Annotated in this window: 17 protein-coding genes and 1 tRNA gene; 8 read left to right on the forward strand and 10 right to left on the reverse strand. The window is 69.9% G+C overall.

Going from position 1 to position 15,123, the window contains the following annotated elements:
- Window positions 1–30: 30 nt before the first annotated feature.
- From J4H91_RS12125 to J4H91_RS12135, 3 genes are all read left to right on the forward strand, one after another.
- Window positions 31–486: a single-stranded DNA-binding protein gene (locus tag J4H91_RS12125; protein ID WP_208046523.1), complete on the forward strand. Its 456-nt coding sequence runs from the start codon at window positions 31–33 to the stop codon at window positions 484–486.
- Window positions 487–491: 5 nt separating this feature from the next.
- Window positions 492–1,097, forward strand: a complete 606-nt coding sequence (locus J4H91_RS12130) for a hypothetical protein (RefSeq protein ID WP_208046524.1) — start codon at window positions 492–494, stop codon at window positions 1,095–1,097.
- 167 nt (window positions 1,098–1,264) lie between these two features.
- Window positions 1,265–2,455: a tyrosine-type recombinase/integrase gene (locus J4H91_RS12135; RefSeq protein WP_208046525.1), complete on the forward strand. Its 1,191-nt coding sequence runs from the start codon at window positions 1,265–1,267 to the stop codon at window positions 2,453–2,455.
- 228 nt (window positions 2,456–2,683) lie between these two features.
- Here the strand turns inward: J4H91_RS12135 and J4H91_RS12140 are convergent.
- The 5 genes from J4H91_RS12140 to J4H91_RS12155 all read right to left on the reverse strand — a co-directional run bounded on the left by J4H91_RS12140 (window position 2,684) and on the right by J4H91_RS12155 (window position 5,261).
- A tRNA-Pro gene (locus tag J4H91_RS12140) sits at window positions 2,684–2,757 on the reverse strand.
- Window positions 2,758–2,924: 167 nt separating this feature from the next.
- Window positions 2,925–4,061, reverse strand: a complete 1,137-nt coding sequence (locus J4H91_RS12145) for an RNA polymerase sigma factor (protein WP_341783532.1) — start codon at window positions 4,059–4,061, stop codon at window positions 2,925–2,927.
- 33 nt (window positions 4,062–4,094) lie between these two features.
- Entirely contained in the window at window positions 4,095–4,295 is a 201-nt protein-coding gene (locus tag J4H91_RS15660) for a hypothetical protein (RefSeq protein WP_243752933.1), read from the reverse strand.
- A 16-nt stretch (window positions 4,296–4,311) separates the two neighbouring features.
- The gene (locus tag J4H91_RS12150; RefSeq protein WP_341783533.1) at window positions 4,312–4,629 is read right to left on the reverse strand and encodes a YciI family protein; all 318 of its coding nucleotides are present in this window, start codon (window positions 4,627–4,629) and stop codon (window positions 4,312–4,314) included.
- 194 nt (window positions 4,630–4,823) lie between these two features.
- Window positions 4,824–5,261 (reverse strand): pyridoxamine 5'-phosphate oxidase family protein, encoded by a 438-nt coding sequence (locus J4H91_RS12155; RefSeq protein WP_208046526.1) that lies wholly within the window; start codon window positions 5,259–5,261, stop codon window positions 4,824–4,826.
- 59 nt (window positions 5,262–5,320) lie between these two features.
- Between J4H91_RS12155 and J4H91_RS12160 the strand changes: the two genes are divergently transcribed.
- Entirely contained in the window at window positions 5,321–6,211 is an 891-nt protein-coding gene (locus tag J4H91_RS12160) for an NUDIX domain-containing protein (RefSeq protein ID WP_208046527.1), read from the forward strand.
- Window positions 6,212–6,302: 91 nt separating this feature from the next.
- Here the strand turns inward: J4H91_RS12160 and rraA are convergent, their stop codons facing one another.
- On the reverse strand, window positions 6,303–6,773 hold the full coding sequence (gene rraA, locus J4H91_RS12165) for a ribonuclease E activity regulator RraA (protein ID WP_208046528.1): 471 nt from the start codon (window positions 6,771–6,773) through the stop codon (window positions 6,303–6,305).
- A gap of 186 nt (window positions 6,774–6,959) precedes the next feature.
- Between rraA and J4H91_RS12170 the strand changes: the two genes are divergently transcribed.
- From J4H91_RS12170 to J4H91_RS12180, 3 genes are all read left to right on the forward strand, one after another.
- Window positions 6,960–7,625 carry a TetR/AcrR family transcriptional regulator gene (locus tag J4H91_RS12170; RefSeq protein ID WP_208046529.1) on the forward strand — a complete coding sequence of 222 codons (666 nt, stop codon included), beginning with the start codon at window positions 6,960–6,962 and terminating at the stop codon, window positions 7,623–7,625.
- The gene (locus J4H91_RS12175; protein WP_208046530.1) at window positions 7,622–9,166 is read left to right on the forward strand and encodes an MFS transporter; all 1,545 of its coding nucleotides are present in this window, start codon (window positions 7,622–7,624) and stop codon (window positions 9,164–9,166) included. The genes J4H91_RS12170 and J4H91_RS12175 overlap by 4 nt, the downstream gene beginning before the upstream one ends.
- A 172-nt stretch (window positions 9,167–9,338) precedes the next feature.
- A complete protein-coding gene (locus J4H91_RS12180) occupies window positions 9,339–9,842 on the forward strand; it encodes a DUF4190 domain-containing protein (RefSeq protein ID WP_243752934.1) in 504 nt (167 codons plus the stop codon).
- Here the strand turns inward: J4H91_RS12180 and J4H91_RS12185 are convergent.
- Window positions 9,839–10,753: a DUF817 domain-containing protein gene (locus J4H91_RS12185; protein WP_208046531.1), complete on the reverse strand. Its 915-nt coding sequence runs from the start codon at window positions 10,751–10,753 to the stop codon at window positions 9,839–9,841. The two genes, J4H91_RS12180 and J4H91_RS12185, sit on opposite strands and share 4 nt — an antisense overlap.
- Window positions 10,754–10,875: 122 nt before the next feature.
- Here J4H91_RS12185 and J4H91_RS12190 point away from each other — a divergent pair, with 122 nt between their 5' ends.
- Window positions 10,876–11,292 (forward strand): MmcQ/YjbR family DNA-binding protein, encoded by a 417-nt coding sequence (locus J4H91_RS12190; protein WP_208046532.1) that lies wholly within the window; start codon window positions 10,876–10,878, stop codon window positions 11,290–11,292.
- A 311-nt stretch (window positions 11,293–11,603) separates the two neighbouring features.
- Here the strand turns inward: J4H91_RS12190 and der are convergent, their stop codons facing one another.
- From der to J4H91_RS12205, 3 genes are read right to left on the reverse strand one after another with little or no spacing between them, the layout of a single operon-like run.
- Window positions 11,604–13,154, reverse strand: coding sequence for a ribosome biogenesis GTPase Der (gene der, locus J4H91_RS12195; protein WP_208046533.1), 1,551 nt, complete (start codon window positions 13,152–13,154; stop codon window positions 11,604–11,606).
- Window positions 13,154–13,909, reverse strand: a complete 756-nt coding sequence (gene cmk / locus J4H91_RS12200; RefSeq protein WP_208046534.1) for a (d)CMP kinase — start codon at window positions 13,907–13,909, stop codon at window positions 13,154–13,156. Before cmk ends, der begins: the two co-directional genes overlap by 1 nt.
- Window positions 13,910–13,920: 11 nt before the next feature.
- On the reverse strand, window positions 13,921–15,009 hold the full coding sequence (locus J4H91_RS12205; RefSeq protein ID WP_208046535.1) for a prephenate dehydrogenase: 1,089 nt from the start codon (window positions 15,007–15,009) through the stop codon (window positions 13,921–13,923).
- Window positions 15,010–15,123: the final 114 nt, after the last annotated feature.

Consider the following 15,123-nt stretch of genomic DNA (forward strand, 5'->3'; position numbering starts at 1 on the left):
GCGCGACCGTGAAATGGGAAGGACGAAGCGATGGAACTGCGTACCAAGACGGCTCTCCCGGGTTACCTCTCCCGTGCTCCTCAGCTCAAGCGTCTCTCCGATGGGCTCGCGCTGTTCATCGGCCAGGTCGGGCAGAAGCAGTACCGAGACGAGGCAGATGGCAGTCTCACGCTCCTCGGCACGAAGTACATCAAGCTCGTCTTACTTGGCGAGAAAGCTGAGGAGGCGATCGCTGACTTCGTGGAAGGCGACGACGTGGTGGCCATCGGCGGCTTCAAGACGCGTAACTACGAGCACCGCGGGCAGAGAGTCGAGGAACGCCAGTTCCAGGCCGTCAAGCTCCTGTTCGACACCACACGCGATCGCTATCAGGTCGAACGGAAGCCACGGCGCCGCATGGATATGGCGAAGGAAACACCGCACCCTGCGGCCACGGTCGAGTTCCGGGCAGTTCAGCCCGCCTCTGCTCAGGCGCTGGGGCGGTAAGCGAGATGAACGACGCTCCTCGCGCTGAGGATAGTCTCGGCGACGGCCTTGATGCCGAACTCGAAGAAGACGACCTGTACGACCTGGTGATGGCCAGCACTGTGCTGCCGGAGCCGCCTCGACCGATCAACTGGAATCTGCTCTCGTCCGGTGACGCAGAGGCAGAATGGCTGGCACTGAACCAGTGGGTCGACCAGATCCGCCGCACCTATGGCCTGCCCGCTTCGGTGATCCCGCCCTTCTGGTACCGGCATCCCGAACTCGTGTGGGAGCTCTCCGCTCTGCATCTTCACTGGATCGCGAGCTACGACCCGGAGCAGGACGCTTCGGGTCCGATTGCCTGGCACACCGACTTCGCTCTCGCCCGCGAACGCCTCCGCGAATGGGTAGCGACCTGCGGTACCCGCATCGACCGTGACCGCCCGACCCGGCAGACCATCTGGCCAGGAGAAGCACCACAAGCGCCCATCGAGGATGAGGTGATCGCGAATCGGATGGAAGATTTCATCGCGTTCGTCGCCGCCGATGTGCAGTCGCGCCAGGACATCGAGGATGACTTCATTCGTGCCAAGCAGGCGGCTGATTGTGCCCGCGACAACGAACCAGGTTGAGCCGCTGTGGAACTCGCGTGAGGCATCCGAGTTCCTCAACGTATCCCAGGCGACGCTGTCCCGGTGGCGACGCGAACGGGAAGGCCCGCCCTTCGTGCAGGTCGGGACGATCGCGCGCTACAACCCGCCGACGGTACGTGCCTGGGTGCTGGAACGCGAGGCCCGCGATGGCTGACCCGCACAATCACCAGGTTCCCCCGATCGGCGCGAAACTCGCAACCAGCATCGAGAACCGAGGCAGGGGCTACCTCGCACGCGTCAGATGGACAGACCCGCACACGAGGAAACGCCCCAGCCGGTCTGTGTTCGTCGAAACCACGCAGCAGGCGGAAGAGTTCTTCGAACGGATGCAGCAGGCAACCGAGACTGGAACCGATGCGCTCATCACCTTCGCCGACTACGTGAAGTCGATCGGAGACCGGTGGCAGCGGGGCCTCGATCCCACCTCCACCGCTTCCTACTACGACGCAGGGCTCAGGCTCCGCGTGCTTCCCGCGCTCGGACACCTGAAAGTCAGCAAGATCACCACTGGCCTTATCGATCGCACCATCGACAGATGGGAAAGCGAGTACAGTCCCTCGACGATCAAGAACACCATCGGGCCGCTCGTGAGAGTGCTCGATGTCGCCGTGCGCGACGAAGTCATCCCGTCGAACCCTGCGAAGAACCGCTCCCGACGCACATTCCACAAAGACTCAGTCCTAGCACCAGGCTCGCTCCGTGCGTACGCGATCTCCGACCTCGAGACGCTCAACCGGCTCGCAAAGGCGTGCGCTGCGGTGCACCAGAGCTACTCGGACCATGTGATGCTCTGCGCAATGCTCGCCGCAAGAGGCTCGGAAGTCGCAGGGCTCGAAGTCGGCGACATCGACTGGAAGAACCGGATCGTGACGATCGAACGCCAGGTATACCCCGGCAAAGGCGGTCTCGTCACGAAGCAGACCAAAGGCCGAAGGGAACGCTACGTCCCCATTCTCGATCCGCTCGAACCCATCCTCATCCGCCTCTCCGCAGGCAAGAAGCCCGACGAGCCGCTGCTGCGCGGCCCCCGAGGCGGGATCCTGACCACGGCCACGGTACGCGACGCGACGAAATGGGAAGAACTCGTAGACAAGCTCGGGATGCCGGGCCTGACCAGGCACGGGCTTAGACACACCGGCGCGACCTGGCTCGCGGACGCCGGCGTGCCGCTCCACGTTCTGCAGAGAATCCTGGGTCACGCGTCAATCGAGACGACAAAGGGATATCTGCACCCCGACCACCGGCACCTGGGAGAAGCAGCGAAACTCGCCAACCGCTTCCTCGCGAACTCAGCTAAACGGAAGGAGAATGTCCAACCCACAAGACCCCAGTTATAGCGAGCAGTCACCCGATCCCTTGCTACGAAAGGGGTCGGGGCATCGCCATGCCACCGGATTTGGCCCACTAGCGGCCACTAGATGGCCCACTAGATCCTTCACCAGCAGAATCGGCGAGAGCCGCCGGACTCTCGCTCACGCCCCGCTCCGCACCGTCTGAAGCGCGCCGGAACCCACCAGAAACGAGAGAAGTCCTGACGAGAAAAGCTTCTCATCAGGACTTTTTCGTCGGGTTGACAGGATTTGAACCTGCGACCCCCTGACCCCCAGTCAGGTGCGCTACCAAGCTGCGCCACAACCCGTTGTTTAGTTATTTTGGGCTGACGAGAGGCTATTGCACTTAACCCCCAGTCAAGTGCGCTACCAAGCTGCGCCACAGCCCGTTGCCACTGCGCCTTCGCGAAGCAACCCCTCTATCTTACCCATACTCCGGGGCCGCAAATGACCACGGCGCGAAAGTCGCGCCCACTCATGCACCCGCTCTCCCGACGATGCCGTCGAGAGCGGCGGCGAGGTAGCCGTCCTCGGCGTCGTTGCCCGGGATCTCGAGGGCTCGGCGGTACGCTGCGGCGGCGCCGGGATAGTCCTCGAGCTCTTCGAGCGTCACCGCTCGCGCGATGTGGAACGGGCGGAAGCGCGCGAGCGCCGGATCATCCGCGAGACCGTCGAGCAAGCGCAGGCCGACCGCGGGCCCCCGCGCCCGCCCCAGCGCCACCGCGCGCCCCAACCGCACGACGGGTCCCGGCTCGTGCGCCTCGAGCAGCCCGTAGAGCACCGCGATCTGGTCCCAGTGGGTCTCCGTGAACGACTCCGCCTCCGCGTGCACCGCCGCGATCGCCGCCTGGATCGCGTAGGGGCCGGCACCGGGCGCGCTCGCCGCCGCTTCGGCAAGCGTGAGACCCTCCGCGATGAGCGTTCGATCCCAGAGACGGCGATCCTGCTCCGCGAGCGGCACGGGGCGCCCCTCGGGTCCGTGCACTCGCGCCGGCCGTCGCGCCTCCGTGAGCAGCAGCAACGCGAGCAGGCCGGTCGCTTCGGCAGAGGCGGCTCCCGAGCTCACGCCCGATCCAGCACCACCAGCACCAGCACCACCCCCACCACCCACCAACCGGACCAGCACCCGGGCCAACCGAATAGCCTCGGCGGTGAGGTCGTCGCGCACGTGCGCCTCCCCCGCGGAGCGCGCGAAACCCTCCGCGTACATCAGGTACATGACCCGCTGCACACCCGCCAGCCGTGCCGGCAGTTCGGCCCGCGGCGGTACGTCGAACGGCACCCCGAGGGTGCGGATGCGCTTCTTCGCCCGCACGATCCGCTGCTGCATGGTCGCGACGGGCACGAGCAGCGCGTGCGCCACCTCGGGCGTGGTCAGCCCGCCGACGAAGCGGAGCGTGAGCGCCACGCGATCCTCCGCGCTCATCACGGGGTGGGCGCACGCGAAGAACAGGCTGAGGCGATCATCGGGCACGGTGTCGATCCCGCGAGAACCCGCGCCGGAATCAGCAAGAACAGCCGGATCCCCGAGCCCCCACGCGACGGGCGCGCGCTCCTCCTCGATGCGCAGCCGGGCGAGCTTCTGCGCCAGCACGCTCTCGCGCCGCACCACATCGAGCGCCTTGCGCTTGGCCGTGGTCTTCAGCTACGCCTCGGGCGACTCCGGCACCCCCGTCTGCGGCCACGTGACCAGCGCCTGAGCCAGCGCCTCCTGGGTCATGTCCTCGGCGAGGTCGAGGTCGCCGAAGCGCCGCGCGAGCGTCGCCAGGATGCGGGCGCGGGCGTCGCGGTCGATCGCCGCGAGCGCCCGGCGCACCTCGTCCTGCGCGGCCATGTGCTCAGTCACCGGCTCGGCCCCGAGCTCAATAGGGGGCGACGGGGCGGATCTCCACGTGCCCACCGGGCGCCGAGCCGGGGCTCCTGCGCGCCCAGGCGATCGCCTCGTCGATGTCGGCCACGTCGATGATGTAGCCGCCGCCCACGAACTCCTGCACTTCGGCGAAGGGCCCGGACGACACGACCCGCTCCCCCGCGGCGTCGCTGCCCACGCTCACCGCCTGCTCCGGCCCCTCGAGCGCGAACGAGGTCACCACGACCCCGGCCGCCGTGATCTCCTGGTCGAAGGCGAAGAACTCCTCGGGGCTCGCGCCTCCCTCCTCGCCGCAGGCCGGGTCGTTCACGTGCCCATCAGCAGCAGTGCGTACTTCATGATTTCCTCCTCGGTCGTCCCGCCCTCCGCAGCGAACTGGTCGCGCAGCGAACCGATCGCGCAGCGGGCGGGTGCGGGTGCCGGGCCGATCGGTCCGACATGAAGGTGACGTACGGGATGCGCCCTAATCGACAGCACCCCCGAAAAAAATCGCGCGGGATCCGCCTACCCCTCCTGAACGTCCTCGCGCCGCGGCTCGGGCCCGAACTCGAACGCGCGCCCGCTCACCGACGTCGCCTCGACCCGCACGAACGTCGGCTTCAGCGTCGCGACGAACGGCCGCAGCGGCAGCGCCTCGGCGGCGGCCACCTCATCCTCGTTCGAGAGCACACGCGCCTCGCCGCGCAGCACCACGCTCCACCTGGCATCGCCGTCGAACTCGTCGACCTCGAACACGACATCGCCATTGATCGACAGCCCTGCGAGCTTGTTGCCCGCTGCGGTGCGGAACACGATTCCGCGCCCGTCGACCACGAAGTTGATGGGCACGATGTCGACCACGTCTCCCACGTGCGTCACGAGGCGGCCGACCTGCTGCGCTGCCAGCCGCTCCCAGCACGCGTCCTCGTCGAGCACGGTCATGGGCGCTGCGTTGCTGTTCATGACTTCATTCTCGCCCGATCCCCGGCCCCGCGAAACCCCGCGTTGCTACGCTGATGAGCATGAGCGACCTCCGAAATCCCGGCGACGCCTGGGTCACCGCAGACGACGGCGGTCGCTACTGGGGCCGCTTCGGTGCGGCCGGCCTGCTCGCCTACGACCGCGATCTCGACGCGATTCTGCTGCAGCACCGCGTCACCTGGAGCGATCACGGCGACACGTGGGGCATCCCGGGCGGAGCGCGCCACGCGGGCGAGGCGGCGCTCGCGGCGGCGATCCGCGAGTCGCAGGAGGAGGCCGGAATCCCCGACGACGCCGTGCAGCCCCGCTTCACCCACGTGCTCGACCGCGGCGGCTGGAGCTACACGACCCTCATCGCCGAGGTCATCGAGCCCTTCGAGCCCCAGATCACCGACGCGGAGAGCCACGCCCTCGAGTGGGTGCGCCTCTCCGAGATCGAGAAGCGCCCCCTGCACCCGGCCTTCGCGCAGAGCTGGCGCCTGTTGCGCCCCCTCGTCACGGCCGCGCCCACGGTCGTGGTCGACGCGGCGAACGTCGTCGGCAGCGTGCCCGACGGCTGGTGGAGGGATCGCCACGGCGCCGCGGAGCGACTGCGCGACCGCATCGAGGCCCTGGTCCGCGAGGGATCGGGCCTGCGCTCCGGCTTCCTCGACCTCCCGGCCACGCGCATCCCCGGCCTCGAGCGCGTCTTCCCCGACTGGGTGCTCGTCACCGAGGGCGCCGCGCGCGGCGTCACGGGCACGCCCTCCGTGCGGGTCGTCGGCGCGGACGGCCTCGGCGACGACACGATCGTGCTCGAGGCGCAGGCGGCCGTCGCGCGCGGCGCCGCCGTCACGGTCGTGACGAGCGACGCCGAGCTGCGCGCCCGCTGCCACGCGATCGGCGCAGCGACTCGAGGCTCGGGCAAGCTGCTCAAACAGCTCGGCGTCTGAGGGCGGCGAGGTCGCGAGCGGCGAGGGCTCCCTCACCCCTGAGCCCGCAGACCCAGGCGCCTCACCTACACCCGCGCCTACGCCCTACGCCCTACGCCTCGACGAGGATCCCGTCGTCGTCGCACCACACGGTGGCACCCGGCCTGAACACGACGCCCGCGATCTCGACGGGCACGTCGACCTCGCCGGCCCCGGTCTTCGAAGACTTCGCCGGGTTCGACCCCAGCGCCTTCACGCCGAGCGGCAGCGTGCCGATCGCGACCCGGTCGCGGATGGCGCCGTGCACGATGAGGCCCGCCCAGCCATTGTCGACCGCGAGCGACGCGATGATGTCGCCGACGAGCGCGGTCTCGAGCGAACCGCCGCCGTCGATCACGAGCACCGCGCCGTCGCCCGGCGTCTGCAGCTGCTGCCGCACCAGCGCGTTGTCCTGGAAGCAGCGCACCGTGCGCACCGGTCCGCTGAACCCGCTCATGCCCCCGAGGTTCTGGAACTGCAGCGAGACCGAACGCAGCTGCTCCCCGTGCTCGTCGTACAGGTCTGCCGTGCTGAGCTGAGTCATGATCCCTCTCCCCCGGTGCGCCGCGCGATCGCGGCGGCTCTTGCACAACACGCTACCCGCTGCCTCCGACAAAGCGGCCCGACAGGCAATGCGGCGCAATATTGACACGCATTCGAAACTTGCGATCACCGCAACGAATCTGTACAAAAGTACATGTACATATGTCCAATAGGGATCGGAGGAGCCATGCACGCGACGCAGCCCGCACCCGGCAAACGCGACCCCGAGGGCCGCCGCCGCGCGATACTCGACGCCGCGGCCGAGCTGATCGTCGAGAACGGCCCCGCTGCCATCACCCACCGCGCGATCGCCGCTCGCGCCGGGGTGTCGCTCGGCTCCACCACGCAGTACTTCGCATCGATCGACGAGCTGCGCGAGCAGGCGCTGCAGCGCATCGCCGACGACATCGACCGGAATCTCGCCGAGATGGAGGCCACGATCCCCGACCTGCTCGGCGACGTCGAACACGCGATGGTGCCGCTGCGCGACTTCCTCCGCGACCGGCGGGCTGTCGACGGCGAGCTCGCACTCATCGCCTCCGGCACCGTCGACGCGCGCATGCGAGCCCTCGCGCGGCGCTGGAACGACCGCCTCGCCGCAATGCTCGCGCCGCACATCGGCCGCGCGCGAGCGGCGGCGATCACCGTCTACCTCGACGGCGCCACCGTGCACGCCGCGCTGCACGACGAACCCCTGAGCCTCGACGACCTCGCGGCCGCCGTGCGCGCGCTGCTCGCGATGCCCGATGCATCGGCGCCGAGGTCCGCGATCCCTCGCCCCGGCACCGGACCGACCACCGCCTCGCCCGCCCCGGCGACGACCCCCACCGACACCGAAAGGCCGCTCCCGTGACCGCGCCGACCGCCCCGACCACCGCGCAGCCGCTCACCCGCGCCCGCCGCTGGGCCGCCCTCTCCGTGCTGACGGCGAGCCTGCTCGTGATCATGATGGACATGACGATCCTCAACATCGCGCTGCCCGAGATGGCGGCCGAGCTGCACCCCACCTCGGATCAGCAGCTCTGGATCATCGACGTCTACTCGCTCGTGCTCGCTGGCCTGCTCGTCTCGTTCGCGGCCATCGCCGACCGTTGGGGCCGCAAGCGCATGCTCATGCTCGGCTACTCGATCTTCGGGCTCGCCTCGCTGCTCGTGCTCTTCACGACGAGCGCGGAGGGCGTCATCGCGATCCGCGCGCTGCTCGGCATCGGCGGCGCGATGATCATGCCGATCACGCTCTCGCTCATCCGCGTCATCTTCGCCGACCCGAAGGAGCGCGCCACGGCGCTGAGCATCTGGGCCGCCGTCTCGGGCCTCGGCGCGGCGGTCGGCCCGCTCATCGGCGGCGCGCTGCTCGAGCACTTCTCATGGCACGCGGCGTTCCTCATCAACGTGCCGCTGATGGTGGCGGGCGTGATCGCGGGCATCCTGATCCTGCCCGAGTCGCGCGTCGCGAGCCCCGGCAGGTGGGACGCGCTCTCGGCGCTGCTCTCGCTCGCCGGCATGACCCTCGTCGTGTGGGCGATCAAGACCTTCGGCAAGCACGCGAGCTTCCTCGTACCCGAGGCGCTCGTCGCCTTCGCCGCCGGTGCAGCGCTGCTCGCCTGGTTCGTCGTGCGCTGCGTGCGCAGCGAGGCGCCCCTGCTCGAGCTGCGCCTCTTCCGCAGCCGCGAGTTCTCCGCAGGGATCGCGGCCGCGCTCGGCTCGATGTTCGCCATGGCCGCCGCGATGCTGCTCATCGCGCAGTGGATGCAGCTGGTCGACGGCGCCTCACCGCTCGAGGCCGGCGTGCGACTCATCCCGCTCGCGATCGCGAGCGCCCTCGCCTCGCTCGCCGCTCCCCCGCTGGCCCGCCTCATCGGCGCGCGGGCGGTGCTCGCCGGCGGCATCGCTCTCGCCGGCGCCGGCATGCTGCTCATCGCGCTGCAGCCGGGCGAACTCGCGAACCTCACCGTGATCGGCGCGCTCACCCTCATCGGCGCGGGCACCGGATCTCTCGCGATCGGATCGGCCATGATCATGCACGGCTCCCCCGAGGAGAAGGCGGGCAACGCCGGCGCGCTCGAGGAAACCTCGTACGAGCTCGGAGCCGTGCTCGGCGTCGCGATCCTCGGCAGCATCTCGGCGCTCATCTACCGCGCCGAGCTCGTGGGCAGCGGGCTGCTCGACGCCCTCGACCCCGGGCTCGCGGTGCAGGCCGAGGACTCCCTCGGAGCCGCCGTCGCGATCGCCGGCGAGCTGCGCCTCCCCGAGCTCGCGCACGAGGCCGGCACAGCGTTCACCCACTCGCTGCAGGCGACGGGCGTCGCGGGCGGCCTCATCATGCTCGCCGTCGCCGTGCTCGTGTTCGTCACCGCCCCGAAGGGCACCGACATCTCGCAGGCCTCGCACTAGCGCGCGCTCGCGCGGCACCGAAGCAGCACCGCGGTGTCACTGCGGGGCGGTACCGGGGTACGACGGCATCGATACCGCGGCAGGACGCGAGGGATCCCTCGCCGTTCGTAACGTGGAGGCATCACGGACGGGACGCCTTCGAGAGCCCGCCGCCCACCGGAAGGAAGTTCCGATGAACGCCACCATCACCGCCCCCGCCATCGTCTCCGACTCGACCGTGGAGCTGCCCCGCATCGCGGAGTCGGCCCGCACGACGGAGCTGGACCGCACCACGGAGCAGGGCCGTACGGCGGAGCCGGCCCGCACCATGGAGCCGGTCGAGACCTCCGATGCACCCGAGGCCGCCGCTTCGGCATCCACGCCCGCCGGTGCCGGAGCAGCCGAGGCCGGGCCCGCGTCCGCCGCGCCGCTCGGCGCCAACCACGCGAACGCGTTCTCGGTCGCGAGCTTCGTGCTGGGCATCGTCTCCATCGTGGCCGGCTGGTCGTTCTTCGCGCCGGTCACCGGCCTCGTGCTCGGCATCCTCGCGCTCCGCCGCGGCACCGGAGAGCGCACGCTCGCGCTCTGGGGCGTCTGGCTCAACGGCGTCCTGCTCGCCCTCACCGCTCTGGCCGCACTCGCCGTCGCCGCACTCTTCGCCATCGGCATCATCGCGGCGCCGGTGCTCGCGAGCTAAGCCTCGGCGGCCTCGGCCGTCTCCCCGGACCGTACCCGCTGCGGTACCCGATCATCCGGGCTCCGCGGCGGGTACACCCACGTCACGAGCACGATCGAGATGATCATCAGCAGGAACCACGAGACGAGCTTCTGCGGTGAGACGAGTTCCCATCCGTCCACCTGGTTCGGATAGAACCAGGCTCCCGCCCAGGTCGCGATGTTCTCGGCGAGCCAGATGAACAGCGCGACTCCCGCGAACACGAGCAGCACCGGCACCCGCAGCACCGCGCGCCAGATGCGGAAGTACATGACCGTGCGCAACCACAGCAGCGCCACGAGCGCGAGCAGCACCCAACGCAGGTCGAAGAAGAAATGGTGCGTGAAGAAGTTCGCGTAGATGCCGGCCGCGACGAGCGTCGTCGCCCACACCGGAGGAAACCGCGTGAAGTGCAACTCGTGCAGGCGGTAGACGCGCACCATGTACGAGCCGACCGCGGCGTACATGAAGCCGCTGAAGAGCGGCACCGCGCCGATGCGCAGCACGCCCTCGGCCTCGTAGGTCCAAGAGCCCATGTCGGTCTTGAACAGCTCCATCGCCGTGCCCGTGATGTGGAACAGCACGATCACCCACAGCTCCCGCCCGCTCTCCAGCCGGAAGGCGAGCATGCCGACCTGGATCAGCACCGCCGCGATCGTCAGGGCGTCGTTGCGCGCGAGGGGCGCGTCGTCGGGGTACCAGAGCCTGGCGGCGACGATCACCGCGAGCAGCAGCGCACCGAAGACGCACGCCCATGCCTGCTTGAGCAGGAACACGACGCACTCGATGAGCACGGCGCGGGCTCCCGTCGCGGGACGCCCGGCGAGCACGCGGTGCGCGGCGCGGTCGATCGCGCGCTCGAGCCGCGTGAGCTCGCGGGGGTCGTCGGCCATGCCTCGAGGCTATCGGGTGAGGGATCCGGCCGCCCGAGCACACATCCACGTCCGCCGCCCGCGATGCCGGTGCGGCGCGATCCGACGTAGGCTGCTCGTGAGGCATCACCGAGGAGGTCGTCATGGCTACGTTCGACGATGTGCGCGCGATCGCCCTCGCGCTGCCCGAGACCGAGGAGCGCGAGGGCGGCTGGAACATGGGCCCGAGCTGGCGCGTCGTCGGCGGGCCCATGTTCGCCTGGTCGCGCCCCGTGACCGGCAAGGACCTCGCGTGGATGCGCGAGCGCGGCGAGGAACCGGGCGAGCCCGTGCTCGCGATCCGCGTCGACGGGGAGGAGGCCAAGCTCGAACTGCTCGAGGCCTTCCCCGAGATCGCGTTCACGATCCCTCACCTCGACGGCTATCCCGCGGTGCTCCTGCGCCTGCCGCTCATCGAGGCGGGGCTGCTCGGAGAGCTGATCATCGACTCCTGGTTGCTGCGGGCACGCAAGCGCACGGCCAGAGCCTGGCTCGCCGAACACGGCTTCGCGGAGGGGTGAGGGATCAGCGCCGCGATGCTCACCGCGCGGACGGGTTCGCGCCGCGTTTTCCCACCGCGCAGCCCGGTGCCGGCACGCGCGGCGCGCATCCTCCGCTCGTCAGTAGATGTCGAGAATTCGAGATCCCACGACATCAACTGACGAGCCACGAAGGATGGGCGCGGAGCGGCGACCCCGGCTCCTAACGTCGCTGTCGCCTTTCATGGGAAGGACAGAGGAGTGCCTTCGGCATGCTCACCGCGCGGACGGAGCCGCGCGGCGCATCCTCTCGAAGGCCAGAAATGGCCTTCTCGGAGCGGCGACCCCAGCTCCTATCGTCGCTGTCGCCGCTCACGGATGCGCATGTTGATCACGATGGGGGAACCCTCGAAACCGTAGCGCTCGCGCAGGCGGCGCTGGATGAAGCGACGATACCCGGGATCCAGGAAACCCGAGGTGAACAGCACGAACGTCGGCGGACGGTTCTGCACCTGCGTGCCGAACAGAATACGCGGCTGCTTGCCGCCGCGCAGCGGGTGCGGGTGCTCCTGCACGAGCTCGGCCACGAAGGCGTTGAACTTCGCCGTCGGGATGCGGGTGTCCCACGACTCGAGCGCCTGCTCGAGCGCGGGCACGAGCTTCTCGAGGTGGCGCCCGGTGCGCGCCGAGATGTTCACGCGCGGCGCCCAGTCGACGTGCGAGAGATCCTGCTCGATCTCGCGCTCCAGGTAGCGGCGGCGATCGTCGTCGAGCAGATCCCACTTGTTGAACGCGAGCACGAGCGCGCGGCCCGACTCGAGCACGAGATCGATGATGCGCAGATCCTGGTCGCTGATCTCCTGCGTCACGTCGATGAGCACGACCGCGACCTCGGCCTTCTCGAGCGCGGCGGCGGTGCGCAGCGACGCGTAGAAGTCGGCGCCCTTCTGCAGGTGCACACGGCGGCGGATGCCCGCAGTGTCCACGAAGGTCCACACGCGCCCCGCGATCTCGACCTGCTCGTCGACGGGGTCGCGGGTGGTGCCCGAGAGCTCGTTCACAACGACGCGCTCCTCGCCCGCGGCCTTGTTGAGCAGGCTCGACTTGCCCACGTTGGGACGGCCGAGCAGCGCGACGCGGCGGGGGCCTGCGAGCTTGGGCTGCGCGACGGCCGACTCCTCGGGCAGAGCCGCGACGACCCGATCGAGCAGGTCGGCGACGCCGCGTCCGTGCAGCGCCGAGACGGGGTGCGGCTCGCCGAGGCCGAGCGACCACAACTGGGCGGCCTCCGGCTCTTGCACGGCGTCGTCGACCTTGTTGGCGATGAGGAAGACGGGCTTCTTCGTGCGGCGCAGCAGCTGCACCACGCGCTCGTCGGTGGCGGTCGGCCCGACGCGCGAGTCCACGACGAACATCACGACGTCGCAGAGCTCGATGGCCACCTCGGCCTGCAGCGCGACCGACGCATCGATGCCCTTCGCATCGGGCTCCCAGCCGCCGGTGTCGACGAGGGTGAAGCGGGTGCCGCCCCACTCGGCCGGATAGCTGACGCGGTCGCGGGTCACACCGGGCACGTCCTCGACGACGGCCTCGCGGCGGCCGAGGATGCGGTTGACGAGCGCCGACTTGCCGACGTTCGGCCGGCCGACGATCGCGACGACCGGCAGCGCCTCGGCCAGCGGCTCCTGGAAGCCCAGGAACTCGCCGTCGGCGCCGATGATCGCGAGGTCGTCCTCCTCGAGGTCGAAACCATCGAGGTTCGAGCGCATGGCGCGCAGGCGCTCCTCGTCGGTGACCTCGCCGTCGAACTCCGGCGCGTCTTCGAAGCCCTCGCCGACGATCACCTCGTCCGCGTCCACAGCCGAGGCGTCGAAGACCTCGGGCTCGTTCTGTTCGTTGCTCATTACTCGCTCACTTCCGCGGCCTTCCGGGCCGTTCGTACGATGTCGATGACAGCCCCGACGGACTGCTCGAAGTCCAGTTCGCTCGTGTCCACGAGCGTCACCCCGGGTGCGGGGTTGAAGAAGTCGACCACCTGCGCGTCCTTCGCATCGCGCGCGACGATGTCGGCGAGCACCTGCTCGTGCGACAGGCCGGGCAGCTCACCCGCCCGCCGCTGCGCCCGCACCTCGGGCGAGGCGGTCATGAGGATGCGCACTGGCGCATCGGGTGCGACCACGGTGGTGATGTCGCGCCCCTCGATCACCACGCCGGGCAGCCCCGACTCGGCGACGATGCGGCGGAACATGGCATTCAAGCGCTCGCGCACCTCGGGATGCTTCGACACCCGACTCACCTGGCCGCTGATGCTCGGCTCGCGGATGGCGGCGGTGACGTCGACCGGGTCGCTCGGCACGACCCCCTCGGCCGCGGGCAGCGTCACCGTGACCCACTGCTCGCCGCGCATCGTGATCGTGAAACCCCAGGATTCGAGCAGCGCGAGCACGGCGCCGTCGTCGTCGAGGTCGACACCGGCCTGGAGCGCGGCCCACGCCAGCGCCCGATACGCTGCGCCGGTGTCGAGAATGCCGAAGCCGAGACGACCTGCCGCCTCGCGCGACACGCTCGACTTGCCGCTGCCCGCGGGGCCGTCGATCGCGACCAGCAGAGGAGCGGCGGTCTCGCCCGCGGCGTCGGCAGGCTGACCCGCAGCGCTCATCGCAGCATCGTTCACAGCGTCCTCCATCCGCGTTCGGTGAGATCGGCGACCGCGCGCTCGGCCACCTCGGGCAGCACGGCGATCTCGGCGAAGCCGATCTGGGCGCCCGGCGAGTGCTCGAGGCGCAAGTCTTCCATATTAATGCCCAGTTCTCCGAGTTCGGTGAGCAGACGGGCGATCTGGCCCGGCCGGTCGTCGACGATCACCGTGATCACCGCGAAGCGCTCCGATGAGCCGTGCTTGCCCGGGATGCGCGAGACGCCGCTGTTGCCCGCGGCGAGCAGGTCGGCGATGCGCCGCTTCGCACCGGGCTGCGCGGGATCCCTCAGCGCGTCCGTGAACGCCGCGATGTCTGCGGCGAGCGCGTCGAGCATCTCCACGACGGGCTCGCGGTTGGCCCCGAGGATCTGCACCCACAGCTCGGGATCGCTCGACGCGATGCGCGTCGTGTCGCGCAGGCCTGCGCCCGCGAGGCCGATGGCCTGCTCGGGCGCGGGCAAGAGGCGGGCCGCGAGCAGGCTCGACACGACCTGCGGCAGGTGCGAGACGAGGCCGACGGAGCGGTCGTGCTCGTCCGGGGTCATCTCGAGCAGGACGGCGCCGAGGTCGAGCGCCACCGCCTCGACGAGCGCGAGCGCCTCGGCGGGCGTCTCGCGGTCGCGGCACACGACCCAGGGCCGCCCGACGAACAGGTCGGCGCGGGCCATGATCGCGCCGCCGCGCTCGCGCCCGGCCATCGGGTGGGAGCCGACGTAGTTGGTGAGGTCGACGCCGCGGCGGGTGAGTTCGAGGAACGGGGCGAGCTTCACGCTCGCCACATCGGTGACGACCGCCTCGGGGTAGCTCAGCAGTGCTCGCTCGACGACGTCGGCGGTGACGTCTGGCGGAGTCGCGACGATCACGAGCGCGGGCGAGGGATCCCCGGCCGCGCGCACCCGGCCCGCTCCGTAGTCGGCTGCGAGCGCGACCGTGGTCGGCGACAGATCTTCGAGCGTCACGTCGATTCCGTGCTCGCGCAGGCCGAGGCCGATGCTCGCGCCGAGCAGGCCCGCGCCGATGATGTGCACGGATCCGCGCGTGCGCGCCTGCAGCTCGTTCATCGTCCGCCTCCCTTCTTGCCGCCGCCCGCATTGCCGCGCTTGCCGCCGCCCGGACCGGCCGGACCGCCGCGCTTACCTCCAGTATCTGCGGCACCGCCGACACTCCTGCGCTTG

The sequence above is a fragment of the Leucobacter ruminantium genome (assembly GCF_017565705.1).
GTDB lineage: Bacteria > Actinomycetota > Actinomycetes > Actinomycetales > Microbacteriaceae > Leucobacter > Leucobacter ruminantium.

What these genes read in the sequence shown, in the direction of transcription:
- J4H91_RS12125 (WP_208046523.1), top strand. Translation starts at nt 31, where the DNA reads ATGGAACTGCGTACCAAGACGGCTCTCCCGGGTTACCTCTCCCGTGCT.
- J4H91_RS12130 (WP_208046524.1), top strand. Translation starts at nt 492, where the DNA reads ATGAACGACGCTCCTCGCGCTGAGGATAGTCTCGGCGACGGCCTTGAT.
- J4H91_RS12135 (WP_208046525.1), top strand. Translation starts at nt 1,265, where the DNA reads ATGGCTGACCCGCACAATCACCAGGTTCCCCCGATCGGCGCGAAACTC.
- J4H91_RS12155 (WP_208046526.1), bottom strand. Translation starts at nt 5,261, where the DNA reads ATGAACAGCAACGCAGCGCCCATGACCGTGCTCGACGAGGACGCGTGC.
- J4H91_RS12160 (WP_208046527.1), top strand. Translation starts at nt 5,321, where the DNA reads ATGAGCGACCTCCGAAATCCCGGCGACGCCTGGGTCACCGCAGACGAC.
- rraA (WP_208046528.1), bottom strand. Translation starts at nt 6,773, where the DNA reads ATGACTCAGCTCAGCACGGCAGACCTGTACGACGAGCACGGGGAGCAG.
- J4H91_RS12170 (WP_208046529.1), top strand. Translation starts at nt 6,960, where the DNA reads ATGCACGCGACGCAGCCCGCACCCGGCAAACGCGACCCCGAGGGCCGC.
- J4H91_RS12180 (WP_243752934.1), top strand. Translation starts at nt 9,339, where the DNA reads ATGAACGCCACCATCACCGCCCCCGCCATCGTCTCCGACTCGACCGTG.
- J4H91_RS12185 (WP_208046531.1), bottom strand. Translation starts at nt 10,753, where the DNA reads ATGGCCGACGACCCCCGCGAGCTCACGCGGCTCGAGCGCGCGATCGAC.
- J4H91_RS12190 (WP_208046532.1), top strand. Translation starts at nt 10,876, where the DNA reads ATGGCTACGTTCGACGATGTGCGCGCGATCGCCCTCGCGCTGCCCGAG.
- der (WP_208046533.1), bottom strand. Translation starts at nt 13,154, where the DNA reads ATGAGCAACGAACAGAACGAGCCCGAGGTCTTCGACGCCTCGGCTGTG.
- cmk (WP_208046534.1), bottom strand. Translation starts at nt 13,909, where the DNA reads ATGAGCGCTGCGGGTCAGCCTGCCGACGCCGCGGGCGAGACCGCCGCT.
- J4H91_RS12205 (WP_208046535.1), bottom strand. Translation starts at nt 15,009, where the DNA reads ATGAACGAGCTGCAGGCGCGCACGCGCGGATCCGTGCACATCATCGGC.